At 53.3% G+C, this 26243-nt stretch carries 31 protein-coding genes and 1 pseudogene; all 32 read right to left on the reverse strand.

From position 1 onward, the window contains the following. Positions 1 to 23: 23 nt before the first annotated feature. The 32 genes and pseudogenes from qcrB to KP014_RS22360 all read right to left on the reverse strand — a co-directional run bounded on the left by qcrB (position 24) and on the right by KP014_RS22360 (position 26084). Positions 24 to 695 carry a menaquinol-cytochrome c reductase cytochrome b subunit gene (gene qcrB, locus KP014_RS22205; RefSeq protein WP_025692687.1) on the reverse strand — a complete coding sequence of 224 codons (672 nt, stop codon included), beginning with the start codon at positions 693 to 695 and terminating at the stop codon, positions 24 to 26. A 6-nt stretch (positions 696 to 701) separates the two neighbouring features. Beyond that, on the reverse strand, positions 702 to 1256 hold the full coding sequence (locus KP014_RS22210; protein ID WP_036594360.1) for a QcrA and Rieske domain-containing protein: 555 nt from the start codon (positions 1254 to 1256) through the stop codon (positions 702 to 704). A 184-nt stretch (positions 1257 to 1440) separates the two neighbouring features. After that, positions 1441 to 1881 (reverse strand): DUF2487 family protein, encoded by a 441-nt coding sequence (locus KP014_RS22215; RefSeq protein WP_036594346.1) that lies wholly within the window; start codon positions 1879 to 1881, stop codon positions 1441 to 1443. 79 nt (positions 1882 to 1960) lie between these two features. Further along, the gene (locus KP014_RS22220; protein WP_036594344.1) at positions 1961 to 2140 is read right to left on the reverse strand and encodes an IDEAL domain-containing protein; all 180 of its coding nucleotides are present in this window, start codon (positions 2138 to 2140) and stop codon (positions 1961 to 1963) included. A gap of 19 nt (positions 2141 to 2159) precedes the next feature. Then, positions 2160 to 2459 (reverse strand): annotated as a pseudogene (locus tag KP014_RS22225) (gamma carbonic anhydrase family protein); the annotation flags it as partial. Positions 2460 to 2484: 25 nt separating this feature from the next. Beyond that, a complete protein-coding gene (locus KP014_RS22230) occupies positions 2485 to 3573 on the reverse strand; it encodes a hypothetical protein (protein WP_036594342.1) in 1089 nt (362 codons plus the stop codon). A 91-nt stretch (positions 3574 to 3664) separates the two neighbouring features. After that, complete coding sequence (locus KP014_RS22235) at positions 3665 to 4252, reverse strand: histidine phosphatase family protein (RefSeq protein WP_090834177.1); 588 nt, start codon at positions 4250 to 4252, stop codon at positions 3665 to 3667. A 123-nt stretch (positions 4253 to 4375) separates the two neighbouring features. Then, the gene (locus tag KP014_RS22240) at positions 4376 to 4969 is read right to left on the reverse strand and encodes a hypothetical protein (RefSeq protein WP_090834176.1); all 594 of its coding nucleotides are present in this window, start codon (positions 4967 to 4969) and stop codon (positions 4376 to 4378) included. Beyond that, the gene (locus KP014_RS22245; RefSeq protein WP_036598651.1) at positions 4966 to 5562 is read right to left on the reverse strand and encodes an RNA polymerase sigma factor; all 597 of its coding nucleotides are present in this window, start codon (positions 5560 to 5562) and stop codon (positions 4966 to 4968) included. The genes KP014_RS22240 and KP014_RS22245 overlap by 4 nt, the downstream gene beginning before the upstream one ends. Positions 5563 to 6225: 663 nt before the next feature. Next, positions 6226 to 7320 (reverse strand): prephenate dehydrogenase, encoded by a 1095-nt coding sequence (locus tag KP014_RS22250; protein WP_036598648.1) that lies wholly within the window; start codon positions 7318 to 7320, stop codon positions 6226 to 6228. Positions 7321 to 7365: 45 nt separating this feature from the next. Next, entirely contained in the window at positions 7366 to 8463 is a 1098-nt protein-coding gene (gene hisC / locus KP014_RS22255; protein ID WP_036598647.1) for a histidinol-phosphate transaminase, read from the reverse strand. 42 nt (positions 8464 to 8505) lie between these two features. After that, positions 8506 to 9327 (reverse strand): tryptophan synthase subunit alpha, encoded by an 822-nt coding sequence (gene trpA / locus KP014_RS22260; protein ID WP_036598644.1) that lies wholly within the window; start codon positions 9325 to 9327, stop codon positions 8506 to 8508. Then, positions 9324 to 10523, reverse strand: coding sequence for a tryptophan synthase subunit beta (trpB, locus tag KP014_RS22265; protein ID WP_036598642.1), 1200 nt, complete (start codon positions 10521 to 10523; stop codon positions 9324 to 9326). Before trpB ends, trpA begins: the two co-directional genes overlap by 4 nt. Next, positions 10520 to 11194 carry a phosphoribosylanthranilate isomerase gene (locus KP014_RS22270; protein WP_036598640.1) on the reverse strand — a complete coding sequence of 225 codons (675 nt, stop codon included), beginning with the start codon at positions 11192 to 11194 and terminating at the stop codon, positions 10520 to 10522. The genes trpB and KP014_RS22270 overlap by 4 nt, the downstream gene beginning before the upstream one ends. Further along, positions 11187 to 12017, reverse strand: a complete 831-nt coding sequence (gene trpC, locus KP014_RS22275) for an indole-3-glycerol phosphate synthase TrpC (protein ID WP_036598638.1) — start codon at positions 12015 to 12017, stop codon at positions 11187 to 11189. The genes KP014_RS22270 and trpC overlap by 8 nt, the downstream gene beginning before the upstream one ends. Next, a complete protein-coding gene (trpD, locus tag KP014_RS22280; protein ID WP_036598636.1) occupies positions 12004 to 13053 on the reverse strand; it encodes an anthranilate phosphoribosyltransferase in 1050 nt (349 codons plus the stop codon). The genes trpC and trpD overlap by 14 nt, the downstream gene beginning before the upstream one ends. 64 nt (positions 13054 to 13117) lie before the next feature. Beyond that, complete coding sequence (trpE, locus tag KP014_RS22285) at positions 13118 to 14671, reverse strand: anthranilate synthase component I (protein ID WP_036598634.1); 1554 nt, start codon at positions 14669 to 14671, stop codon at positions 13118 to 13120. Positions 14672 to 15247: 576 nt separating this feature from the next. Continuing rightward, complete coding sequence (gene aroH / locus KP014_RS22290) at positions 15248 to 15619, reverse strand: chorismate mutase (protein ID WP_036598632.1); 372 nt, start codon at positions 15617 to 15619, stop codon at positions 15248 to 15250. Then, a complete protein-coding gene (gene aroB, locus KP014_RS22295) occupies positions 15613 to 16716 on the reverse strand; it encodes a 3-dehydroquinate synthase (protein WP_090834175.1) in 1104 nt (367 codons plus the stop codon). Before aroB ends, aroH begins: the two co-directional genes overlap by 7 nt. Before the next feature lies 1 nt (position 16717). Next, positions 16718 to 17887 carry a chorismate synthase gene (gene aroC / locus KP014_RS22300; RefSeq protein WP_036604213.1) on the reverse strand — a complete coding sequence of 390 codons (1170 nt, stop codon included), beginning with the start codon at positions 17885 to 17887 and terminating at the stop codon, positions 16718 to 16720. A gap of 214 nt (positions 17888 to 18101) precedes the next feature. Next, positions 18102 to 18263 (reverse strand): hypothetical protein, encoded by a 162-nt coding sequence (locus KP014_RS22305; RefSeq protein WP_175491852.1) that lies wholly within the window; start codon positions 18261 to 18263, stop codon positions 18102 to 18104. Positions 18264 to 18363: 100 nt separating this feature from the next. After that, entirely contained in the window at positions 18364 to 19161 is a 798-nt protein-coding gene (locus KP014_RS22310) for a CheR family methyltransferase (RefSeq protein ID WP_036604217.1), read from the reverse strand. 32 nt (positions 19162 to 19193) lie between these two features. Further along, entirely contained in the window at positions 19194 to 19637 is a 444-nt protein-coding gene (ndk, locus tag KP014_RS22315) for a nucleoside-diphosphate kinase (protein ID WP_036604211.1), read from the reverse strand. A 101-nt stretch (positions 19638 to 19738) separates the two neighbouring features. After that, positions 19739 to 20707 (reverse strand): polyprenyl synthetase family protein, encoded by a 969-nt coding sequence (locus KP014_RS22320; RefSeq protein ID WP_036604210.1) that lies wholly within the window; start codon positions 20705 to 20707, stop codon positions 19739 to 19741. Next, complete coding sequence (locus KP014_RS22325) at positions 20704 to 21561, reverse strand: menaquinone biosynthetic enzyme MqnA/MqnD family protein (RefSeq protein ID WP_036604209.1); 858 nt, start codon at positions 21559 to 21561, stop codon at positions 20704 to 20706. Before KP014_RS22325 ends, KP014_RS22320 begins: the two co-directional genes overlap by 4 nt. A gap of 1 nt (position 21562) precedes the next feature. Next, entirely contained in the window at positions 21563 to 22165 is a 603-nt protein-coding gene (locus KP014_RS22330; RefSeq protein ID WP_036604208.1) for a UbiX family flavin prenyltransferase, read from the reverse strand. After that, positions 22162 to 23037 carry a UbiA-like polyprenyltransferase gene (locus KP014_RS22335; protein ID WP_036604207.1) on the reverse strand — a complete coding sequence of 292 codons (876 nt, stop codon included), beginning with the start codon at positions 23035 to 23037 and terminating at the stop codon, positions 22162 to 22164. The genes KP014_RS22330 and KP014_RS22335 overlap by 4 nt, the downstream gene beginning before the upstream one ends. After that, a complete protein-coding gene (locus KP014_RS22340) occupies positions 23030 to 23776 on the reverse strand; it encodes a demethylmenaquinone methyltransferase (protein WP_036604205.1) in 747 nt (248 codons plus the stop codon). The genes KP014_RS22335 and KP014_RS22340 overlap by 8 nt, the downstream gene beginning before the upstream one ends. 8 nt (positions 23777 to 23784) lie before the next feature. After that, on the reverse strand, positions 23785 to 24651 hold the full coding sequence (locus KP014_RS22345; RefSeq protein ID WP_036604216.1) for a heptaprenyl diphosphate synthase component 1: 867 nt from the start codon (positions 24649 to 24651) through the stop codon (positions 23785 to 23787). A 132-nt stretch (positions 24652 to 24783) separates the two neighbouring features. Next, positions 24784 to 25338: a hypothetical protein gene (locus tag KP014_RS22350; protein WP_036604203.1), complete on the reverse strand. Its 555-nt coding sequence runs from the start codon at positions 25336 to 25338 to the stop codon at positions 24784 to 24786. 110 nt (positions 25339 to 25448) lie between these two features. Continuing rightward, the gene (gene mtrB / locus KP014_RS22355; RefSeq protein WP_036604202.1) at positions 25449 to 25697 is read right to left on the reverse strand and encodes a trp RNA-binding attenuation protein MtrB; all 249 of its coding nucleotides are present in this window, start codon (positions 25695 to 25697) and stop codon (positions 25449 to 25451) included. A 114-nt stretch (positions 25698 to 25811) separates the two neighbouring features. Beyond that, on the reverse strand, positions 25812 to 26084 hold the full coding sequence (locus KP014_RS22360) for an HU family DNA-binding protein (protein WP_025691450.1): 273 nt from the start codon (positions 26082 to 26084) through the stop codon (positions 25812 to 25814). Positions 26085 to 26243: the final 159 nt, after the last annotated feature.

The raw sequence follows: 26243 nt of genomic DNA on the forward strand, positions 1-26243 counted from the left end.
TGTCCTCCTCTCTTTGGATGCGTTTACAGAGGGCCGGAAATGCCTTGTCTGCGGATCATGATGAAATGTCCAACGAGCAGTATAAGCAGCAGCGCCGGGAGGAAGAATACATGGAGAGCGAAGAATCTCGTCAGTGTCTCCGCGCCGACAATGTCGCCGCCCTGCATCAGTTCCTTCAGCACCGGACCCAATACGGGTGTCGAATTGGCGATCTCCAGCGTGACTTTTGTGGCGAAGTAAGCCTTGTTGTCCCAGGGCAGCAAGTATCCGGTAAGTCCTAGACCCAGCATCACGAAAAAAATAAGCATACCGACAACCCAGTTCATCTCGCGCGGCGCCTTGTACGAACCGGTGAAGAACACCCGCATCGTATGCAGGAACATCATGACAATAACAAGGCTGGCCCCCCAATGGTGCATACCGCGGACAATTTGCCCGAAGGCGACTTTGGTCTGCAGGTATTCGACGCTGGCGTAAGCGTTGATAATGTCGGGAACGTAGTACATTGTCAGGAACATGCCGGACAGAATTTGAATAACGGTTATGAAAAAGGTCAATCCGCCAAAGCAGTAAACGAATGCGGAAAAGTGATGCGCAGGGTTTACATGCTCAGGAACCTCGTGATCTGCCACATCTCTCCAAATCGGCGTAATATCCAGACGTTCGTCAATCCAGTTATAGATATTTTTAAACATCGGCAGTTACGCCTCCTTGGCGGCCTCGGTATTCGGCACGATATCGCCGAGGTATACCCAGCCATTTTCGATTTTCGTCTTGTACTGATCGAGCGGCTTAGGCGCAACGGCCAAATTCTTGCCCGCTTTGGTATAACGCGCGCCGTGGCAGGGACAGTGATATTCATCCGGAGTGGCCTTGTTGTTATTCCATCCGACCGTACAGCCCAGATGCTTGCAGATCGGTGAAAGCGCATAAATTTCTCCCCGTTCGTTCTTGCGGATCCACGCGGTAAGCGTCGCTGTGCTGGCGTACCACCCATCCTGCTGCTTCAGCTCAAACGTGAACTCCTGGGGCTCATCCGTTATCTTGGATTCTTCCGCCACCTTGATGAAATCTCCCCCGCCTTTCTTATGTAGTATCGGGTCCACGGCGAAACGGATCATGGGCAGAAGGGCTCCAGCTCCCATAAAAGCGGTGGCTCCTCCGAGCGTATAAGTCAGAAATTGTCTGCGGGACATCTCATTACGGCTGGGCGGTTTCTCGGTCGGTTTTTCCTGATGCTTGTTATAGCTGCTCATTTTGCGTTTACCCCCCTGTTTCGGATTTGGGAAAGCGCCGGAGGAAGCAATCAAGCGTTTACAATGACTCAAATCACATTTATATCCATTCAGCTTAATCATAGCTTAGCTTCCAAAACCCGTCAATGAAATCGTCGGCAGCGAGGGATAAACAAAAGCTGTCTTCATAATTAATTGTCGATTTCTAGTCACATTTTCGATTCATATCTTTTTGCCACATTTCCTGTATTTCTTGCGTTGCAAGCGCAATCCCCCTAACGCTATTATCGTCGAAAAACCCTTTGATAGCAATGAGTAAATCGCTTTCGAAAACATCCCCGGCAGTCAATGTCCCCCCGGCATCCAACACTATGGCATACCGGAAATTACTGGATTTGACATTATGACATATTTCATTTATTATGTGCGCTTTATTATCATTATCATACTGCACCGCCGGGTATACTACGATCCGTCCCCTGAATGGACGTTCGATCCTATCGATATAATCGCGCAGCTTCTCCAATCTTTCCACCGCCTGGGGCGGCGATTCCTGTCCTGTCAATCCTGTGAACGGAATAAGACAAGTATCATAATAATGGCCATTCTCTTCCCAGCTCCCGCTATCGAAATCGCTGAACTTCATTCTAGCGCTCCCCACTTTCGGATATTCTTTAAGCGAGAATCTTTTCACAAAAAAAGATGCGCCGTTAAGCGCACCTCATTTATGCTAAACTCTTCAGTTCTTCTGTCAGGTTTCGGAATGCTTCCTCGTCGCCGATTGCCAGCGCCGTGTCAATCTCACGGTACAAGATGGCGCACCGGCGCTTGCGCAGCGCTTCGTCCCACACCATTTCTGCCGCGAGCCCTAACATCACCTCATAGGTAGCCTTCATTTTGTCCATTCGAATACACCTCCGCTGTTTATGTTAATCCGTATTCTTTCCCTTTCTCCACATAACTGGCAGACGTGCGCGCCATCCGGAGCAGATCCCGGTCCGTCAATTCCCGTACTACCTTGGCCGGAGATCCGAGGGAAAGGGTGTAGGGGGGATTTTTTTTGGTTTCGGTTACAATCGAACCGGCTCCTACTAAAGCATATTCACCAATCTCTGCTCCGTTCAACATGGTAGCGCCCATTCCTATTAATGTTCCTTTACCTATCCTGCAGCCATGGACGATTGCTCCGTGTCCGACCGATATATCGTCCTCAAGCAGAAGCGGCAATCCATCACAGCCCCCTATTTGTCTAAAGGAGAAGCTGCTGGGATTGTGCTCTTTCCATACCCCATGTGGTCATTTTGATTACAGGGCCTTCTGCCGCTTCTCCCACTCTGAGCATTCCCAGATGCAGCATCATACGCAGAATGCGTTTTTCCAAAATCGAATCCGCATCGTCGTAATAAAACGGCTTAATGAGCCAGCCCAGCGCATTTTTTAAAGATTTAACTGTCACCCAGTCGTACGCGCTGACGCTGATCCAATATACGAGTGATGGAAGATTTGGAATTGCGCCTTTATAAAGTCTTAACCAAAAGGAGAAAATCTGCAACAGGGATTCGTATTTTGCTTCCTCCAGAACCGCCGCGCCCGTGCTCGTCAATTTAAGCCTCTGCCCTTCTTCCGCAATCCATCGCCGGTGGCGCGCATAATCGTACAGGAGAGCCAGTCTTGGCGGGTAATGCTCACAGGCTCTGCCGTATCCGAACCTCCAGCCTCCTTTTGTCAGAAGCGGTTCGGAAATATGCAGGCCGTTCATCAGCTGCTGCTGGCTTCTTCTGTACATAGCGCCTTCCAGATTCAATTCCGGCTCGTTCTCCAAGACAAAACGCAGAAGGGTCAGCAAATCGGCGGCGGCTAGTTCGCCTTCCTCTCTGTACAAGTCGGGTTCCCCGCTTATTTCCAGCCCTTCCTTAATCCTTGCCGCCATCCGCTCACGGAAGCGCTCCTTAAGATCTTTCGGAACTTGAAACAAGTACCTGGTATGCTGAGATGCCCCGTTAAAGAGCCACCCTCCGTTTTTGAACCGGGTTACCGTATCACGGAACCCTCCGTTTTTTCCAGGCTGGGTCTCGAATGACGATGCCCTCGCTGCGGCAAGCAAATCCTCAAGAGTAAGATAGCTTCTTTCATCAAACAGCAAGGTATTCAGAAACCGCAAATCGTCTAGTGTGCATTCCCTCACTTGCGCTTCCATAAAGTCTTTGCTTCCAAGCGTTATAAGCAGGGTCTGAATAAGGTCATGCTTGGAATTTTGCTTGCATTCGCACCGGTAACGACCTGCTATGGCCGTCAGCTGACTCATGTCCGCAAAGCTGAGCATATCCGCCAGATTCATCTTCATCGCCTCGCCGTTTTAATACCATTATGGGATGTATGGCTTTTTTTATTCCATTTTTCGCAAAAAAAATAACCCGAAGGCGATCGGGTTAACGCTGATTTTGCAGGATATGCCGGGTACAGTTATAGAGGAGCGGGTTCCATTCCTTGTCTTTCTTCTCCAGAATCGTAAGGGAAAGATTACCGATCCGCTGCGTGTATTTATCCTTATAAAGCGCGATATAGAGCTGGGCGAGAAATCCCCCGTGCGACACAACGAGCACATTCCGGTCCGGATGCTTCGCGGATAAGTCCTGCATAAAAGCAAGTCCCCGCACCTGAAGCTGTTCATCCTTCTCTTGACCGAATTCCTGCTGATCCCAATTCTTTCCCCATCTTGCTTCACGCTCAGCGGCTGTAAGCCCCTCTACCTGTCCGTATGCGCGTTCTCTGATACGCTCGTCTGCCTCAAGGAGCGGAAGCCCGAGTCTCCCGGCTATAATTCTCCCCGTTTCTTCCGCACGGGAAAGGTTGCTTGTAATGCAGTAATCCCAGCGGTATGGCTCGCGCAGAAGCCGCTCTGCCAGCAGCTCAGCCTGTCTGCGGCCTTCGCCGTTAAGCGGGATATCACTTTGTCCTTGAATCCTGCCGGCTGCGTTCCAATCTGTTTGGCCATGGCGTATCAAGCCCATCAACATAAGTAAACTCCCATCCTTTTCCTTATATTTTTTCTTACTGTAACATGGATGAGCTTAAATGTCTCCAATTTTGCACGTTTTAAGACAGCAAAAGAGCCCTCTTAACTGTCTAAGAGAGCTCTTTCAATGTCTGCGGTACCGGTTCAGCCGGGTAAGCGAAAATATGGACAAGCCTACTCCCAGCATCGACAGCACCATCCAGTATTGCGGATGGGTTGGCCCCATGCTAACGACAAGTGGCTCGATAATCTGGCTGCCTCCGGAAGTGACCGGATAGACAGACTGCCAGTCTTCTGACGAACCGGCAATCCCGGTCGGTACAATTCCACTCTGCGCCATGGTGGTGTTATCCGGTGTCTGCACCATTGTGTAGTAAAGGAAGCTACATAGGAACACCGCCAGAAAACAGGCGATCCACAAGCTGATCCGCCGCCGGAAGATACCTGGCTTGCCTGCTGACCTGCCGTCCCCCGGCATCAGCCAGGGGCTTTCCAAATAAATCCGTTCCATCACCCGGGCGTTAACGGCCTCGGCGCGTTCCTCACTCACCTCAGACTTCATGTCATGGATCATTCGGCTGCTTTCTTCCCACATCTCCCATTCGGCTGTACAGTAGGAGCAGCCGGAGATGTGCTGCATTAGACTTATTCGCTCCGGTTTACCGGGAGGAGCATCCCAAAGAAGCGGAATTAGATTCTGCGCTTCTCTGCAGTTCATTGGCTTTTCATCCTCTCAAGCTGATGTTCGTAAGCGGGTTCGTAAAAATAGGATTCAAGCTGAAGCTTAACGCTGCTTCTCGCACGGAACAGCAGCGATTTGACCGAGCTGACGCTCTGATCAAGGATGGTTGCGATTTCCTGATAATCCATTTGGTCGTACTCCCGTAAAATCAGCGCGGACCGCTGTTTTTCCGGAAGATTGTTGATGGCTTTACGCACAAGGTTCATCCGTTCATTGCGCAGCACGGCCTGCTCCGGAGCCACTTCCAGCGGCGCGACCGGTGTATAGCCGCTTTCTTCAAGGGATACATTGCCCCCACGGTTCTTGCGAAGCTCGCTTAGCACGGTATTGCGCGCGATGGTGTAGAGCCATGTGGAGAAAGACGCATCTACCTCACGAAAGGAATGAAGACTGCGGAAGGCCTTGTAGAACGTTTCCGAACAGAGATCTTCGGCGATTAGCTCCATCTGGGAATTTTTCAACATATGATAGACAAATGCCAGTATTTTGCGTTGATAGCGTCGCATGAGTTCTGAATAAAGTTCTGTATTTCCTTGCTTGATCTGCTGGATTAACTGGGAATCCGTCATGGTGGGCGTTGCCTCCTCGCCATAGCGCGTTATATCCCGTTCGTACCCATTATTACCGAACAGGACCAAAAAAGTTGCGGTCTTTCTGAAAAAAATCTGATTTTCATACCAGTTTCTATGTATATTCATTTAGGCCAACGATAAACTACGGAATTTCGGACATTTGGTTACAGCTGGCAACTCTATAAAAATACTTTTCCTATTGTACCACAATTCGGTTTCCAATGACATAAATAGACTTATGCCGCAAGTCCATATTTTTCCTTCACGAACTTTTGTTTCGATAGGAGGTCATTCAGCCGTCTCCTGCACTCTAGATTTATCGGCTGCATGCGGGCAGATGTGAAGCATCCCGAATATCGCACAAAAACTTTTTTTGTTGAAAGCGTTGACAAAATGTAAACGGATACATATAATAAAAGTACAGTATGGTTTCTCTCCACTCCTATCCAAAAGACTTCTGCTCTGCATGAGCAGCGACCGCTTTCTGAAAGCGGTCTTTTTTTGCCCTTTTTTCAGCGTTGGCTTAACAGCTGAGCCTTGCATGGATCTGCGACATCGACACCCGCCAGCCGTGGCAAGCAAGACGACACCCTCATCTTTTTTCTCAGGTATATTGCAAGATATAAAAAAGCCGGGCGTCTGCCCGGCCTTACTTAAGCGTTATACGTAAACCGTGTAGTCATGCCGCTGCAGCAGCACTTTGGCGCGTTCCATATCGCTTTCCTGGCGGAAAGACAGTCGCATAATACCAGGAACGTCCTCCCGGCTCTCAATAATCTGCACATTGCTCAGGTTGATGCCCTGATCGCCCAGCTCCGTTGCGATTCGTCCGATGATGCCGGGATGATCGGGAACGTCGATATGCAGATCGAACAGCGGAGTAATCATGCCCTTGCGCCGGTCAGGGAGCTTGCTGCGGAATCCGCCCGCTTCCTGGAACGCTTCCTCAATGCCTTCTCCGTCCCCGTTCTCCAGCATTTGCACGAAAGCAGAAATCTCTTCGTTCCAGTCCTTCAGCAGCCCCAGCATAACCGAGCGGTTGTTCAGCAAAATATCCCGCCAAATAACGGGCTCGCTGGACGCAATCCGCGTAATATCACGGAATCCTCCCGCAGCCAGCGTGCTGTACAGCGAATCGGCTGAGTCGTACCCGTGAACCTGATTCACGAGCGCTACGGCGATAATATGAGGCAAATGGCTGATCGCTCCGACAATCTCGTCATGCCGCTGAGGCTCCAGCCGGACGATCTGCGCTCTCGTATGTACCAACAGCGTCTTAAGGGCCTCATACGCCTCTTCCGGGATATCCGGCGGCGGAGTGAGCACATAATAGGCATTCTCGAACAGCAGCGACGAGGCAGCCTCCACACCGGAGCGTTCCGAGCCGGCCATCGGATGACCGCCGATAAAATGAACGTCAGGCAGGTCAATCGAAGCCGCGCAGGCGGCAATGCTCTCTTTGGTGCTGCCCACATCCGTAATAATGCAGCCTTTCTTAAGCGGCAGCTTGCTCAGCCTGTGCAAATAATCTTCCAGCATCCCAACCGGGACGCACAGAAAAATAAAGTCGGCGTCCAGCGCCGCCTCTTCAAAAGACAGCGTCGCGCTGTCGACTACGCCTCTGCTTACATATTTGGCAGCCGACTCCGGGCGATGAGCGTATCCCACCACATGCAGCCCTTCTCTGCCCTTAAAGCATAGAGCCAGGGAACCGCCGATCAACCCGACGCCGAATATTGCAATCTTAGTCGTCATGTCTTTAAACAACTCGCCTTCTGTAAATTCCTTGCGCAGTCCGTGCTATGCCCGAACTCCCTGCTCTTTGAGCGCGGCCTCCAAAGCCTCGATAAAGACCTGGTTCTGCTCCTGCGAGCCAATGGTAACCCGGATGTAGGTAGGATAAAGGCGGTGTCCGGCTCTCACGATAACGCCTTTGCGCAGCAGCAGCTCGAAAATGTCAAGCGCAGACATGCGGACATCAACCATAATGAAATTCCCGTGCGCCGGGAAGTATTCCAGCCCAAGGCGCTTGAATTCACCCTGAAGCTGCACCAGACCGGCGCTGTTCAGGCGTCGGCATTCTTCCACATAGTCCTGGTCTCCCAGAGCCGCAACCGCGGCAGCCTGTGCAAGACGGGAAGTATTGAACGGCTCTCGCACCTGATTAATAAGCTTAATAATTTCGGGTCTGGCGACCCCGTATCCGATCCGCAGCGCCGCGAGCCCGTAAATCTTGGAGAAGGTACGCAGCACGACTAGGTTGGGATAGCGATCCAGGAGCTTGACACCGTCGGAGTAGGACGGGTCGGTCACATACTCGCAATAGGCTTCGTCAAGCACGACCATTACGCGGTCCGGGACCGCGTCCAGGAAGGCTGTCAGCGCCGGTCCGGACACAATCGTACCCGTTGGATTATTCGGGTTGCATATCCAGATCACTTTTGTCTTATCTGTAATGCGGGCGAGCATTCCATCCAAATCATGGGTGCCTTGAACCAGCGGCACCTCGATGCTCACCGCGCCTTCGATATCTGCGTTGCTCTTGTAGACGGAGAAGGTCTGGTCGGCCATAATCGTCTCGTCGCCAGGCAGGAAAAAGGCACGGGCGATAAGCGCAATAATCTCGTCCGATCCGCAGCCGAAAATGATATTATCGCTGCTTACCCCTAGGCGGGAAGCCAGTGAGGCAGTCAATTCGGCGGCGGAGCCGTCGGGATACAGGCTAAGATTGTCCAGTTCCGCCTGTATGGCGGCTTTTGCGCTTGGTGAAGAACCGTACGGATTCTCATTGGAGGCCAGCTTGATCACCTCTTCAAGACCGTATTCCTTCTTCACTTCTTCAATAGGCTTGCCGGGCTTGTAAACCGGTAGGCCAACGATATGGGGTTTCGGCTTCATGAACGATCCTCTCTCTCGGTAATAATCTATCGGTGTTAAAAACTATGGTCTTAATTGTGCCACAAAATCGCGGATTTGCAACAGTCCTTCTGCGCGCTTCGCCGGATCTTCGAGAAGAATAATCACTTCCTCGATCTTGCGTACAATAGCGCTCCCGACGACTACGCCATCGCAGATTTTAGCGAATCTGGCGACCTGCTCGGGAGTGGAGATGCCAAATCCGACGGCTACCGGAAGATCGGTCGCCTGACGGACGGATTCAATGAACCGGTCCACGCCTTCATGGAAAGAAGCACGCTCCCCTGTTACTCCAAGAGAGGATACGCAGTATACGAAGCCGCTCGCGCCGGAAACGATCTTCGCGATGCGCTCGCTGGAGGTTGGCGCAACAAGAGGAATCAGGTTAATGCCCGCATCACGGCTGCGGGTGCGCATTTCTTCCGACTCCTCGACCGGCAAATCCGGAATGATCAACCCGCTGATCTCATGCCGGTTCAATTCGGCAAAAAACGTATCGAGTCCCATCTGCAGCACGGGATTGTAGTAGGTAAAGAGAATAAACGGCAGCTCGCTTCCAGACTCACGCGCCTTAAGCGCCGTTTCCATGCAGGTCCGCAGGTGTATATTCCCACGCAGCGCCCGTGATGATGCGCGCTGGATCACAGGGCCGTCGGCCAATGGATCGGAGTAAGGAACGCCCAGTTCAACAATGTCCGCTCCAGCCGCTTCCAGTTCGGCAATAATGGCAAGGCTGGTCTCCAGATCGGGATCGCCTACGGTCAGAAACGGAATCAGCGCCGCCCGACCCTGTTCCTTCAGCCGCCGGAATGTCAAATCCATGCGGTTCGTCGTTTCGGTCGTCATTTCAGCCCTTCCCCTTCCGTGTAAGCCATAATCGATTCCACATCTTTGTCGCCCCTGCCTGATAGACAGATCACGATGATATCGTCCTTGGAGAGCGTTGGCGCAATCTTCGCAACCTGTGCCACGGCATGAGCCGATTCCAGGGCGGGAATAATGCCTTCCGTCACGCACAGCAGCTTAAGAGCGTCGAGCGCTTCCTGATCCGTAATGGGGACATATTTAACGCGCTCGATATCTTTTAGATAGGAATGCTCCGGTCCGACTCCGGGATAATCGAGCCCTGCGGAGATGGAATGGGCCTCAATGACTTGACCGTATTCATCCTGAAGCAGGTAGCTCATCGAGCCCTGGAATACACCGTGGCTTCCTTTGCTCATCGTTGCGGCATGATAAGGCGTATCAACCCCTTTGCCTGCGGCTTCAACGCCGACCATACCCACTGTCTCGTCTTCAAGGAAAGGATAGAACATTCCGATGGCATTGCTGCCGCCGCCGACAGCGGCCACCAGCAGATCCGGAAGTTTTCCTTCGGCCTCCAGAATTTGCCGCCGCGTCTCATCTCCGATAACCCGCTGGAAATTGCGGACCATCATCGGGTATGGATGCGGACCGACAGCTGAGCCAAGAACGTAGAAAGTATCGTTTACGTTGCTGACCCAGTAGCGCAGCGCCTCGTTGCCGGCGTCCTTAAGCGTCCGTGATCCGGATGTAACGGGAATAACCTCGGCACCCAGCAGCTTCATCCGAAATACGTTAAGCTGCTGGCGTCGGGTATCTTCCTCGCCCATGAATACCTTGCATTCCATACCCAGCAGCGCGGCGACCGTTGCGGTTGCGACGCCGTGCTGGCCTGCCCCCGTCTCGGCAATGACCTTCTTCTTGCCCATCATCTTGGCGAGAATGGCCTGGCCGATCGCGTTATTGATCTTATGGGCTCCGGTATGGTTCAGGTCCTCGCGCTTCAAATATATTTTCGCTCCGCCCAGCTGCGCGCTGAGCCGTTCGGCGTAGTACAGCGGTGTCTCGCGTCCGGAATACTGCTTAAGCAAATAATCGACCTGCTCCTGAAACTTCGGATCGGCCGAGAACTTGTTATAAGCCTCCTCCAGCTCTATCAATGCATTCATTAAGGTTTCAGGTACGAAGCGTCCCCCGAAAGCTCCGAAACGTCCATGCCGGTCCGGCACCTGTATCATGATTGCTTCACCCTTTCCACAAAAGCTGTGATTTTGGCTATATCTTTCACTCCGTCACTTTCCACGCCGCTTGACACGTCTACTCCATCCGGCCCGTAAGCCGTTATAAGACCGCCGACATTGTCCGGAGAAAGTCCCCCCGCCACAAACAGCGACACACCGATCGCCCTTGCCCGCTTGTGGTAATCCGGGATCTGTTCCCAGGCAAAGGTTCGTCCGGAACCTCCACGCTGCACGGGGTCGTACGTATCGAGCAGAACGGCGTCAATCGTTCCGGCATAGCTTTCAAGCGCCAGTTCATGGTTCACCTTGCCGCTTTGAGCCGCCACAGATAGAGCCTTCCATACCTGAACGCCCGGAAAGGCCTCTTTGACCCCCCGGCAAAATGACGGACTTTCGGTCCCGTGCAGCTGAATAACACCAAGCGGCGCGGCGGAAAGAATCTTATATAATTCATCCATGTCCGGGTCAACAAATACCCCGGCGGCAATAGGAGCCTGGCCCGTTCTCCAATCAGCCAGAACGGATATCAGACCCGAAGCCTGCTCCGGCGACACCTTCCTGCGGCTCGGAGCAAAGACAAGGCCGATATAATCAACCGGCAAGTGTACCATAGATTTTAGCACTTCAACGTCCTGAAGTCCACAGATTTTTACTATTGCCTCAGCCATTGCGCACCTGGTCCTTGCCCCGCAGAACAGGACCGAGCAGCTTGCCGACCGCCTTTTCCACATCCTGCTGTCTCATAAAATATTCTCCGACCAGCACACCCTCAGCCCCGGTCGTCTGTAGATAAGCGATATCCTCCGGCCCCGCGATTCCGCTCTCGCTGATCAGGGGAACCCCTTTCGGAGCGAGCGCCGCAAGCTCGGCCGTTGTTGCCAGCGCGGTTTCGAACGTGTGCAGGTTGCGGTTATTGATGCCGAGCAGCACATGGGGAAGCTCCGCTCTGCCGGTATCCAGCACGGCTTCCAATTCGCCGCGGTCATGGACCTCAATCAGTACGTCAAGTCCGAGTCCGGCGGCCGTGTCCGATAGTGAGGACAGCGCGGCTGGCGTCAGAATGGCAGCGATCAGCAGCACGGCATCCGCGCCGAGCAGCCGCGCTTCATAGATTTGCTTCTCATCGATGATGAAATCCTTGCGTAAGAGCGGCAGAGCCACCGCTTCACGGACTTGCCGCAAATATTCGCCGCTGCCCTGGAAATACTGGCTGTCGGTCAAGACGGAGAGGCAGTCCGCTCCGCCAGTCTCGTAAGCCTTGGCAATCTGCACCGGATCGAAATTTGCGCGGATCAGCCCCTTGGAGGGGGACGCCTTTTTCACCTCGGCGATCAGCCCCATATCACGTTTCCGCCCGAGTGTGAGCGCCTTGCGGAAGCCGCGCGTCTGCGGCAGACCGGCGATTTGTCGCTCCGCTTCGGAGAGGGAAAAGGATTGGGCGAGCAGCTCAACCTCTATAATCTTTGTGGCTACGATTTTATCTAGATACATGTTTTAGCTCCTCCGTAATAGCAATAAGCTGCTCCAGCTTGCGGGCCGCTGCGCCCGAATCAATCGTTTCCGCCGCCTTCCGTACACCTTCGGCAAGTGTATCGGCGAGACCGGCAACATAGATGCAGGCTCCGGAATTAGCAAGCACAATATCCCGGTACGGCGTCTTCGCGCCGTCCAGCACCGCACGGATAATTGCCGCATTCTCTGCGGGGCCGCCGCCTAGAATGGCTTCAAGCGGATGGCGTGAAAGCCCCAGCTGCTCCGGGGTAATGTCATAGGTCGTGACCTCGCCATCCCGCAGCTCCGCCACAGCGGTCGGTCCGGAAATGCTGATCTCGTCCAGACCTTCGTGACTGCTGACAACGAGCGCACGCTTCAGGCCCAGTTCCTTCAGGACTGTGGCGAGTGTCCCGGTCTTCTCCCTATCGTATACCCCTAGAAGTTGCCGGTCCGCTCTGGCCGGGTTCGTCAGGGGACCAAGCACGTTGAATACCGTCCGCACGCCCAGCTCCTTGCGGGGGCCGGCGGCGTGCTTCATAGACGGATGGTAGAGCTGCGCGAAGAGGAAGCAGATGCCGATCTCGTCCAGACACCGCTTGGCCTGCTCCGCATCCAGATGAATGTTAACGCCGAGCGCTTCCAGTACATCGGCGCTGCCCGTTCTGCCGGAAGCGGAACGATTGCCGTGTTTGGCAACGCGCACCGAAGCGGCGGCGGCAATAATGGCTGAAGTGGTGGAAATATTAGTCTTGTGGATACCCGATCCGCCCGTTCCGCAGGTGTCCAGCAGCCGCGAGTTTTCCGTCGCAACCGTGGTGCCAAAGCCCTTCATCGCTTCCGCGAAGCCGGTTATTTCCTCCACCGTTTCCCCCTTGATCCGCAGAGCGGTCAGCAGGGAGCCGATTTGGGCCTGCGTCGCCGCTCCTTCCATGATCGCGCCCATGATATCCCGCGCCTGCTCCCGGGTTAAATTCTTGCCTTCGATCAATCCGGCGATTCCGGACTGGATCAATAGATTAGCATTGCTGTTCATCCTTTTTCTCCTCCCGCTTATATTAGATTATTGCCCGCTCCAAGCGCTTCCCGCGCTCTTTGCGTCAAGGAGTGTACTCGTACATATAGTCCTGATTAATGCTGCCGCTGGCTTTCGCCTTTGCCGGGAACATCGCCTCTGCCATCCGGATCGCTTTAAGCATTCCCTTCGCCTTGTTTACGGTCTCCTCGTACTCCTTCTCCGGCACCGAATCCCATACAATTCCCGCTCCCGCCTGAACATAGGCCCGGCCTTTGCGGAAAATAATCGTCCGAATCGTAATGCAGGAATCCATATTTCCGGAGAAACCAAGATAACCGATTGCTCCCGCATACGCCCCTCTTGCTTCACGCTCAAGCTCAGCGATAATCTCCATCGCCCGCAGCTTCGGCGCCCCGGATACGGTGCCCGCCGGCAGACAGGAAAGGAAAGCGTCGAAGAAGTCTTTATCCTCGCGAAGCGTGCCCGAGACATTCGACACCATATGCATGACATGGGAGTATTTCTCGATTTCCATGAAGGAATCGCATTTGACGGTTCCAAACCTGGACACCCGGCCAATATCGTTGCGGCCAAGATCGACGAGCATCAGATGCTCGGCTCTCTCTTTTTCATCCTCCAGCAGTTCAGCCGCCAGCGCGCGGTCCCGAGCCTCGTTCTCGCCTCTGGGTCTCGTTCCGGCAATCGGGCGGGTCTCCACTCGGTCACCGTCAACCTTCACCAGCGCCTCCGGCGATGTTCCGACGATGATCTCCTCATCCATTTTGAGATAATACATGTACGGGGACGGGTTCAATGTGCGCAGCAGCCGGTAGACATGGAGCGGCGACACCTCGGTATTGATGTGGAACCGCTGCGACAGCACCACCTGAAAAATATCGCCGGCCCGAATATATTCCTTGGCCTGCTCCACATTACCGATAAACTGTTCCTTCGTCAGGTTGGAGTGAATGTCCCCAAGCTCGATATCCTGCGGGATGCTCCTCCGGTTCATATTTTCCTTCGGCGCTTCCTTGCACAGCTCTTCCGCTACTTCATCCAGCTTGGTGTTCAGTTTCTCGTAATTCGCCCGGATATCGGAATCTGTGTCGCCATCCTTGACATGAAGGTTGCCGACCAGCAGAATCTGCTGTTTGACATGGTCGAACACGATAATCCGGTCGCAGAACATGAAGCGGATATCATCCATATTTAAATCGTCGCTGGCATGAGCCGGCAGCTTCTCGTAATACTGCAGCAGGTCATAACCGAAGAATCCGATCGCCCCGCCGGTAAATGGCGGCATTTCCGCAAGCTTGGGGCTGCGGTACGAACGCAGAAGGGCTTTCAGCTCTTCGATCGGTTTTCCCTTGAGCTGTTTTTTCTCGCCGCCAATTTCCACGTTGATCGCGCCCTTTTTGCCGGAGATAAGCAGAAACGGATCGCTGCCGATGAATGAATACCGGGCCCATTGGATGCCGCCCTCCACGCTTTCCAGCAGAAAGGCATTCTTCCGGCCTGCGAACCGCTGGAATATCCGGATCGGGGTTTCCATATCGGCCAGCAGCCGCTTGACTACGGGAATCAGATTATACTGCCGCGAGAGCGACACCACTTGTTCTACACTGGGACTGGTCATTTGTCGTTCCTCCTTGGACTTAGAAAGGGTTAGCACATAACACGTCGTCGGGTCTTTAGCTTCAAAAACAGGGGCCCAAAATGCAGAAAAACCTCCACCGAAGTAGAGGTTATGTTAAACAAGCGTATACAGAGCGGGATTCCGGCTTCAGGGAAATGCACTGGCTTCCACGGCGGGTCATTCATGAAGAAAACTCCGCACATCGGAACAACGCAAATACGATTTCCGAAAAAAACGCTACCCACACATAAGGGCGATAAAGTTCGGAATATACATAACGGGCGGCAATCTATAATCAGATATCCATGCACGTGTAAACCTGCTAATCCGCAGTCCCTGTACTTGCATATCTCGCGCCTTGTATGTACCCTGAAAATCCCTTACACTCTGCTCTTCTCAGCTCATCTAATCTCGGGTTTAGGCTCTGCTTCACTCGTCTGTTTACACTATACATGATACAAACGCTTATTGACAACCCCTAGACAACTTTAATATGAGGGAGATTTGCTTCTATATTTAAAGCGTTCCCTTGGCAAGCACTCGGTAAACTGTCATTTATCTTTTAGTTAAGCCGCGCTATTTGCTTTCGGATAAATCGGGACGCAGCTTCTGCGCTTCGTTCAGGTATACATGGCGGATTTCGCGCTGACTCTTATCGGTGTTAACCTGCACCATTAGGCGGATGCATTTCAGTAGACTGCCCTTAACCGGAATTTCGGTCGAGCACATGAGGGGCACCAGCTCCCAGCCCTCGATTTCTCGAATAGCCCGCGCCGGAAAAGTCGCATCCAGATCGGTAGTCATCGTGATCCACACACTGCAAATATCTTCGGCAATAATCTCATTGCGTTCAACCATTTCCCGAAGCAGCAGGACGGTTTCCCGCAGAATTTCCGCTTCGTCGTTGCGTGTGACGGTTGTCGCTCCGCGAATGCCACGGTTTACCATGGGTTTCCCTCCTCTTTAAGCTGCCTGATAACCTCGCGTATCGTGGACTCCTCAACGCCGTTCACAATGCTGACGGCTCCAATCTCGTCGGGAACGATGAATGTTATAAGGCCTTCTTTGAATTTCTTGTCATGCATCATCGCATCGATGATGTCTTCCTCACCGTATTCCGCCGGCAGTCTGGTCGGAAGCTCAAGTGAGCTCAGCATGGAAACCGTCTCTTCGTAGAGAGAACGGGAACGTCCCAGCTTGGCGGCCAGAAGCGCCGAGCCCGCCATTCCGATGGATATGGCTTCGCCATGCAGGAAGGTTCCGTAGCCTCCCACCGCTTCGACGGCATGTCCGATCGTATGACCCAGGTTTAGAATAGCACGAAGCCCATGCTCCCTTTCATCCTCGCCCACTACGTCCGCCTTAATAGCGCAGCCGCGCTCCAGCGCATAGCCCAGCGCCTCCGGCTCCAGAGCGAGCAGTTCGGCCGCATGATCCCGGCACCAGTAAGCGAAGTCGCGGTCCAGGATAAGTCCGTGCTTGATCACTTCAGCCAGACCGGATCGAACCTGGCGCGGAGGAAGCGACTTCAGCGTGTTCAAGTCGTACACGACCATTTTCGGCTGATAGAAGGCGCCGATCATATTTTTCGCGAGCGGGTGGTTCACCGCCACCTTGCCGCCGACACTGCTGTCATGCGCCAGTATCGTCGTCGGAATCTGCAAGAAGCCAATGCCGCGCATATAAGTAGCGGCCACGAAGCCCGCTAAATCGCCGACAACCCCGCCTCCGAGCGCCAGAACAGCGGAACTGCGGTCTAGCCCGGCCGAGATTGCTGTCGTCATCACTTCCTCGTACACAGCCAGGGACTTTGACGCTTCTCCTGACGGAATGACATGGCTGACCACCGTATAGCCCCCGGCCTTTAGCCTCGATTCCAGATCAGAGAGGTACAGCGGGGCTACAGCGCTGTCGCTGACGATCAGCAGCGGGCTGCGCACCGGAAATCCGGCTTCCGCGCATAGTCCGGCAATGCCCTCCAGTATTCCGCTGCCGATTACAATCGGATAGGAGCGTTTGTCCAAATCCACATGTATCCTCCGCATATCAATAACTCTCCAATTGAGCGAGATAGTTATTATAATTAGCTCTGATTTCTTCCAAGGAATCACCGCCGAATTTCTCCAGGAACGCCTTGGCGACTTCCCAGGCTACCACATTCTCCATAACAACGCATGCTGCGGGTACCGCGCATGCATCGGAGCGCTCCACCTGTGCGGTAAACGGCTCCTTGGTATCGATATCCACGCTCTGCAAAGGCTTGTAGAGCGTCGGAATCGGCTTCATCACACCTCGAACCAACACCGGCATGCCGTTCGTCATTCCGCCTTCGAAGCCGCCAAGCCGGTTGCTTGCCCGGTGGTATCCTCGGGCAGGATCGTACATAATCTCGTCATGAACCTTCGAGCCGCGCAGCTTGCCCGCTTCAAAGCCGATCCCGATCTCCACGCCTTTGAAGGCGTTGATCGACATAACCGCTCCGGCGATGGCGGCGTCCAGCTTACGGTCGTACTGCACATAGGTGCCAAGGCCGACCGGAAGTCCTTCGACGATACATTCCACGATTCCGCCGATGGAGTCGCCTTCTTCCTTGATCTGGTCTATGTAGGCCTCCATTTTCTTCTCAGTTTCCTTGTCCACTACTCTAACCGAGGATTCTTCTGTACGGGCAATCAGTTCGTCAATGGGCAGATCATTCGCAGGAGCCTCGATTTCACCGATACGGATGACCTGTCCGGCAATCTTCACTCCGAATGCTTCGAGCAGCTGACGCGCCACCGCGCCGCAGGCCACTCGCGCCGCCGTTTCCCGGGCGCTGGAGCGCTCCAAGACGTTGCGCAAATCCGTCAGATTATATTTAAGCCCCCCGTTCAGGTCCGCATGCCCGGGACGAGGACGGTTCACCCGGCGCTTATCCTCTTCTGCGCCCGGAATCGGCTCAACATTCATAATGTTCTTCCAGTGCGTCCAGTCATTATTCTCTACAACCAGCGCAATGGGAGCTCCGGTCGTGACTCCGTGGCGAACTCCGCCGACAATCTGGGCGGTATCTTTCTCGATTTGCATGCGGCGGCCGCGGCCGTATCCTTTTTGACGCCGCTGCAGTTGAAAGTTAAGCTGTTCAAAATCCAGCGTAAGATTGCTGGGCATACCCTCTATAATCGCCGTAAGCTGGGGACCGTGCGTCTCCCCGGCCGTTAAATAACGTAAACTCATGCTGCGTTCCCCCTTCGCGCTTTCAAACTGTAAACTGCTAAAATCCGTTATGACCTTTGCTCATTATAGTATAGGGAAATCACTTTTGACAAGAAAGTAACATCAAGATAGCCGCACAAAGTGAGGTCCTGGTCTACGCACATCAAAAAGCGCCGCCCGAACTCCATTTTATAGGAGCGGGCGGCGCCTTCACCGACTGCACTGAAACGGGACTTTAGCCGCCGACATGCCGGCTCTTCCGCATGCAGGACACTTTGCTCAGTTCCTGCCGGAGCAGGAGCTGAAGCTGCACATCCTCCACACCGAGAATTTGTCCGCATTCCTTTACCGTAATGAACCCCCGGCGGTATGCGTCGATTACCTTGCTTTTATCCATTTCTTTACGACCTTTCGCTTGGCATACTGACTCTATCATTCAGTATCTCTGCATGCAGTCGAAAGTATACCTATTACAGGACGACAACGGAGAAGCGGCATTATTTTTTGCGGTAAAAGAACGTTTCCGTAGATTCGAACCCGTATTTGGAAGGTGTAAAAATCTGCTCCGTGCTTCCTACGAACAAATAACCGCCGGGGCGGAGACTTGCCGAGAACTTGCGATACAGCTTATCCTTGGCTTCCTCCGTGAAATAGATCATTACGTTCCGGCAAACGATGAGATCGAACCCGGTGTCGAATTTGTCCAGCAGCAGATTCTGTTTGCGAAAGTTGATATTTTTCTTCAACTCATCGCTGATCTTGTACATCGGCCCCTCAGGCGTGAAATACCGTGCGGCCACATCCCTCGGCACATCCTTCAGCGAACGCTCAAGATATATTCCCTTATTGGCCTTGGCCAGTGCGCCTTCATCGATATCGGTCGCCAGAATGCTGCTCTCACGCAGAATTTTTTTATCGGATAGAATCATGGTGAGCGTGTAAGGCTCTTCTCCGGTGGAACAAGCCGCGCTCCACAGTTTCAGCCCCTTGCCGCTTCCCTGGAGTTCGGGCAAAATAATATCGCGAAGCACTTCCCAGCGATTCGGATTACGCCAAAATTCGGAAACGTTAATCGTCATCCGGTCCAGGAACTCGTAAAACAGACCCTTGTCTGTCATCATCGCGGCAAAAAAGTCGGAAAAGGTATGGTATCCGTTCTTCGTCCGGAGTGTCGTCAGACGCCGTTTCATCTGGGCTTCCTTGTACTGTGACAGATCAATGCCCGTACTTTTATTGACATTTTGAATAAACCCTGTGTAATCGGGATCCGCTGCCGCCGCTTCACGTTCAGGCATCATCTTCATCTACCCCTGTCTTTATGACCGGATCAGATCCAGGCCGCAATATCTTTATTATACTTGTTCAGTTCCTCGGGAGCGAAAAAGTTGGCAATTTCTTTGGCAGCGCTCTCGGAAGAGTCGGAACCGTGAATCAGATTGAGTGGGGTGTGGCTGGCGAAATCCCCGCGGATGGTTCCAGGAAGCGCTTCGCCCACCTTCGTCTTCCCGATCAGCAGTCTGGACAGAGCAATCACGTCATCGCCTTCCCAGATCATTGAAAAGACGGGACCGGACGTGATAAACGAGATGAGCTCCGGAAAAAAATCTTTGCCCTCATGCTCCGCATAATGAATCTTGGCCTGCTCCTCCGTTACCGTGATGAGCTTGGCGGCGACCAGCTTAAAACCTTTGTCCTCAAAACGGGCTACAATGCGGCCAATCAGACCACGCTGCACACCGTCAGGCTTGATCATCAAATACGTTCTTTCCATAGGGTCACTCTCCATTCTCCCTTATGAATGATGGTCTATTAAGCTATCTTACCAAAATCGCCGCTGTCTGTTAATTTATTAAATAGGACCGCGCAGCATTATCAGTATGCCCTGCCGGTCACAAAATAGGCAATGTCGCGCAAATTGCCTTTTGTGCGGTTGTTCGGCAGCTTATCCAGCGCGGTGAGCGCCTTGTCGATGTAACGCGTGGCCAATTCCTCCGCTCGGGAAATGCCGTCCCCGGAAAGAATCAGATCGATGGCGCGGCCAGCTCCCGCCCGGCCTTCGCGGATCTGCTCCAGTTCATCCAGCAGGGCGCCGCGCAGACGGTCGTCCTCCAGGGTGTAGATGACCGGCAAGGTGATATTGCCCTGCCGCATGTCGCTGCCCGGCGGTTTGCCGATCTGCTTCTCCGTTCCCCTCAGATCAAGCAGATCGTCGCCGATTTGGAAAGCCATTCCCACATTATAGCCATAATTGTAGAGCAGCTGGGCATTCTCCGGTTCAGCATCGGCGGCGAGCGCCCCAAGCTGGCAGCTGATGGCAATGAGCAGCGCGGTTTTGCGCCGGATGCGCCGCAAATAATGGCGCACACTCTGTTCACTGTTGAAGAAATCGCGGATCTGCTCCATCTCGCCAATCGTCATCTCCACCATCGCCCTAGACAGAATCTGATGGATGCGCGGGTTCGGCAGCTCCGCCGTTATGGCCAGCGCCTTGGCATAGATATAATCGCCCGTGTACATTGCGATTTTGTCGCCCCATTTGGCCTTGACGGTCGGCTCGCCGCGCCGCGTATCGGCATCGTCGATGACATCGTCGTGGACGAGGGAAGCGCTGTGAATCAGCTCCAGGGGAATGGCAACCCGCTTCAGCTTATCCAGATCGTATGTGCCGAATTTACCGCCCATGAGCACAAATACCGGGCGCAGCCGCTTGCCGCCGGCCTTCAGCAGGTGGAGTGACGTTTCCGTTAGCAGAGCATCATCACCCTGGACGCTCCGGTACAGCTCCTTCTCAAGAGTATCCATATCTTTATTTAGCAGGCCGAACATTTGCAGTCGTTTCATTCCTTCACCCGTGTCAGCAGATTATCGCTCCAAAACTCCATTTTCACCTTCTGCGGCAGCAGCCCCATTTCATTGGCATAACGGAAATAGAGATTCAAACCTTCCTGCTGCCTTTCTCCAAAATCATAACACAAATTCTGGAAATAACCAGACCAGTATCCGGGATCGCCACCGATTCGATTGCAGGCCTCCGAGACAATCGGCGCCAGATTCCTCAGTCCCCGACGCTTGCTCTCGATTAAGGCTTGGCAGATCTCAGCGACCGCCTCTGGTATATCCAGCGCCGATTTACGGCTTACGGCCCATACCGCAAAGGTCATCCCAAGTCCCGTCCACCGTTTCCACATCTCGCCCAGGTCGGTAACTCTATACTTCTTATTCTGCCACATTGCCCGGATCGCATGATCGCCAATCAACAGACAGGCATCCGCCTGTTCCATCATCTTCTCCAGATTAGGCTCAGCGCTTATGTATTCCGGATTTCCGCCCACAGCCTTCTCCAGCAAAATTTTCAGCAGATTCACCGATGTAGCCGATGTGTTCGTCACGGCGACCGTTCCATTCGCCGCTTCTTCCACCGTTCCATTCGAGAACAAAAGAATCGACCTCACGGGACCGTCCGAGCTGACGGACAGGCCCGGCAGCACCAGCAGCCTGTCGCTCGCTTCGGCAAATGCAAAAGAAGACAGCGCCCCAATATCAATATCGCCGCGGGCCATGCCGCGATTCAGCACGGAAGGGACCTCGCTAACCATCCGCGCAGGAAAAGATAGAGCAGAAGGATCAAAGTTAAAAAAAACGGGCCATGAATTGGTATAGCTGATTTTGCCGATTACGGCAGGACCGCTCTTCATCTTAATCCCCCCATCTGCGAAATAAAGCGTGATCAATTCCGAAGCTGTCCAACACCTTCCCGACCATAAAGTTGACCAGATCATCCATGCTTTGCGGCCCGAAATAAAAAGCCGGCATGGCCGGAATGATTCGAACGCCGAGCCGGGACAGCTTCAGCATATTTTCCAAATGTATCGCATGCAGCGGCGTCTCCCGGGGGACGAGCACTAGCGGACGCCCCTCCTTCAGCATCACATCTGCGGCGCGGGTCATCAAATTGTCGGAGGAGCCGTTCGCTACGGCCGACAGCGTTCCCATGGAACAGGGCATGATAATCATCCCTTCCGTCCGGAAGGAGCCGCTCGCGATGGAAGCTCCGATATCGGCGACGGGGTGATAGAGCAGAGAACCGGGACGGCCTCTGAAATGATCATTCAGAACGCCCTCCCGGTCCGAGACGTTCCAGCCCAGCTCTTCTTTCAGAACCCGCCAGCCCGCATTGCTAATAACGAGATGCACCGTAAGCCCTAGAGACAGCAGCGTTTCCGTCAGTCGTACCCCGTATATCGCGCCGCTGGCCCCCGTAATGCCGACTATAAAGCCCTTCGATCTTGAATTGCTCATTTGTTGGTCTGCACCACCAGGTCAATCAAGGTAAAAGAGAACACGACGATGCTGAGCACCCCGTTCATCGTGAAAAATGCCGTTTGCAGACGGCTCAGATCGTTCGGGGAAACGATATGATGCTCATAGAACAAAATAATGTAGGCAATCAGCATGCCTGCGATATACCACCAGCTCAGATGGGCCATGAACAGCAAGGATATGAAGCCTATGCCGGTCAAGACATGAAATACCTTGGCGATCTTAAGCGCTCCCGCAACACCGAAGCGGACCGGTATGGAGTGAAGCCCTTCCTTCTTGTCGAACTCCACATCCTGACAGGAATAAATAACGTCAAACCCGGCCGTCCAGAACATGATGGTAAAATAAAATACCATAGCGGTCCAGTCCACCTTGCCGGTGACCGCGACCCATCCCCCGAGCGGGGCCAGCGCAATCGTGAGGCCCAGAATCAGGTGGCAGGCCCAGGTAAAACGCTTCGTAAATGAATAAAACACAAGCAGGAACACCGCAATCGGCAGCAATTTCGCTGACAGCGGGTTCAGCTTGAACGCGGCCCAGAACAACAGGAAGAAGGAAATGGCGACAAAGACAATCACTTCTCCCGCCTTCAACAATCCCGCTGGAATGGCTCTACCTGCCGTACGCGGATTCTTGGCGTCGCTTACGCGGTCAATTAACCGGTTCAGTCCCATCGCGGCGCTGCGGGCGCCGAACATGGCAATGATGATCCAGCCGATATCCCTCCAGGAAGGAAGCGAGCCGGACATCACCATCGAGCCGAGCAATGCGCCCATAAATGCAAACGGAAGAGCGAATAACGTGTGTTCAAACTTAATCATTTGCAGAAAAATACTAATTTTCTTAAACATCCACATTCTCCTTGAGCCCAATGTGTAATGCCGCGATGCCTCCAGTCAAGGGGAAGGATTCCACGTGCTCCAGACCGGTTTCACGGAAGATCTGCTCCAGCTGCCTTCGGTCCGGAAACATCGCAAGCGATTCGGGAAGCCATTTGTACTGCTCGTAGCTTTTCGCGAACAGCTTGCCGATCAGCGGCAGCATCCGTGTGAGGTAGAAATAATAAATGCCTTTGAATGGCTGGACTGTAGGTTTGGACAATTCCAGGCAGACAACCATCCCGCCGGGCTTCACCACGCGCTTCATTTCGCTAAGCACCTGAACGGGATCAGGCACATTACGCAGACCGAAGCCGATGGTAGCGTAATCGAAGGAGCAGTCACCGAACGGAAGATTCATCGCGTTGCCCTGTACGAGGGAGATCCGGTCGCCGAGCCCCCGCTCTTCCACCTTGCGGCGGCCTACGGCGAGCATACCCTCGCTGAAGTCGAGTCCCATGACGCCTCCGGTCTCGCTGCTCTCAGCCAGCGCGATGCTCCAGTCGCAGGTGCCGCAGCATAGATCGACGGCGGTATCCCCGCGGCGCATCGCCATCTTGACCATGGCAAACCGCCTCCAGGCCTTGTGACGCCGGAAGCTGAGTATATCGTTCATTGTATCGTACTTTCCGGCGATTTTCTCAAATACGGAATGCACAAACTGTTCCTTCGGCTTAATCCCATTATCACCGGCCGCTGTTGACTTATTCATGTATGATCCTATGCCTCCCCCGCAGCTTGTCCCGACAGTTTCAACTGCAGATGGAAACGGTCAAGCGTCCCCCGCAGCTCGCGGGCCAGGCTTTCGTCCCTGAGATCCAGAAAGATCTTCTGAATGGAATCCATCGCCTGGTGCAGCTTGTCCGTCAACAGGGATTCGCATTTATACTTCATTTTCAGCTTCTTCCATTCTTTGGGTCCGAGCTTCCGTTCCCGCAGCTGCCGTCTCTCCTCATCGTTAGCCGCCTCCAGCAAATGCCAGAAGCAGTAGCCATGCAGCGCTTCGGCAGTCGAAGCTCCCCGCTTCAGTTCTACCGCTATGGTCTCGCACCGGCTGAATTCATACAGCAGATTCTGCCACGCCTCGGCAAAAGGACGGTCGATCAGGGGGGTAAAAGACAGAAAGAGCCGCATGTTCAGCTGCACCGCGGCCTGCAAATAAGTTTCAGCCGAAAGAATCATCTCTTTCGCCTTGAGGTACAGCTGCGCCTTAAGTACATTAAAATCGGCGATTGCCGCGCTTAAGGAACCAACGATTCCTATTTCCCCGCTCTTGGCTAAAATATGATAAAACCAACTGCTGAAATAATCTCCCGCCAGCACCTTCAACTGCCGTGAGCGCATAGCATCCTCCCCGGGAGGGTCTGCCGAAAGATCAATCGACTCATGGGTATCCAGTCCAAGCTGCACGAGTGCGGTAACGAGCCCGCACAGCTCCGCGTCAGGCTTCCTGACGGCGCCATGGTTCAGAAATATATATAACAATGATACCCGGGCATCCGGAAATGGCGGCAGGTCCGTATGCCGCTGAATCATATCGTAGTCCGTATAAGTTTTAGCCAGTTGCGGTATGCGGTACGGTTTCATTTCAGCCTCCGAGCCAATAAAAATTATGCCGTTCATTTGTTCACAATCTTGTCTCAATCTTGTCTATTATATCACATGTTTTTGGGTCGCGCACAACCAGGCTTCCAGCCGTTCCAAGCTGCTTAGTTACTTTTACCCGGATGAGGGAGGAATGAATTGATTTTTCCAAAGGCTGGTTTCACTGATTCGAAAAGCAGCCTTGAGACGGCCTGGAAGCGGCGGATTGCCGGCCGTTTGAAGCTCGCTCAGCAGTTCGCCGGACAGCTCCTGGCGCCTGGCGTCCGCTGCCAGCAGCAGACGGGCCGTACCCAGCCATTTGTCTTCCGCTATGACTCTCAGCATAACCTGATCGACATTTTCCGTATCCCGGAAAGCGAAGAGGAAAGCCTTGGCCATATCGGCGTATACCTCTCTGGGCTCAAGCCTGCTGTCAGTTATCTTCAAATCCAGCGACAGCACTCCATCCTCTAAGCCGACGCTGCCGATGGACATGGAGAAAGGAAGGCTGCCGACCGAATCCACCAAATTGGCGTCGCCAAGAATGATGCCATCTTTGGCTGACAAGAGGGTCTCCACCGTCCTATGTTCGCCCAGCATGGAAGAATGAAGGCTCTCCATCTGCGGAAGTAAAGCGGCGGAAACCGCCGTAACCAGCATCGCCGCCCCAATCCACCATGTACGGTTCATCGTTCATCCCCCTTTACGCCTCACAGCATTGTCCGCGCTCAGAAGACCTGGAATAAGCGTGAAACCTATACTTTTTTATATGCAAAAAAAAGCAGGCTATGCCTGCTGGTTCAGATCCCGCTTTCCAATTGTCCGTGCTTGGTCATAATCTCCGCCTTGCCGCGGATCTTCATCGCAGAGGTAAGATCGGTAAACTGGGCAATCATCACCTCGCCTTTGTCTAGCTTTTCGGTATGATGAAAACGGGTATCCAGGCCTCTCGTAAGTCCAATCACCTGCACGCCGTTCTCTTTCGCCTTGACCACGATATAATCGCTTGCCGCCACATCCGGGACGGCTGCGTTTTTGCTGTCGCTCATCTCTAATCCCCTCTCTTCGTAATCTGTCGCTTCCCGCTCTTAAAAATAAATGCCGCCTGGAAGGGCGGCATGTTTGATGCAAGTCATAGTAATAGATCGGCTATGTAGAAATCATTATTTAATTCCGTCTTTAAGCGCCTTTCCCGGTTTGAAAGCCGGAACTTTGCTCGAAGGAATTTCGATTTCTTCACCGGTTTGCGGATTGCGGCCTTTACGTGCGGAACGTTCGCGGACTTCGAAGTTTCCAAATCCGACCAGCTGCACTTTGTCACCGCCCTGCAAAGCTTCCGTAATCGCCTCGAATACGGCGTCTACTGCTTTGGTAACATCTTTCTTGGGAAGTTCAGTTGCTTCCGTTACTTGGTTGATCAAATCAGATTTATTCATTTCTTCTCACCTCCCTGGCAAGTTCTCCGTTATTGTTCACTGTTTCCGTTTCAACGCAAAATATACGTGATTATTTCATAAAGTGAAACATTGCCGGCATCTTTCCCCGGATGCGCAACAAATTTATAGTAATACAGGCCATCCATAATTTCAAGGCGT

The sequence above is a fragment of the Paenibacillus sophorae genome (genome assembly GCF_018966525.1).
GTDB lineage: Bacteria > Bacillota > Bacilli > Paenibacillales > Paenibacillaceae > Paenibacillus_AQ > Paenibacillus_AQ sophorae.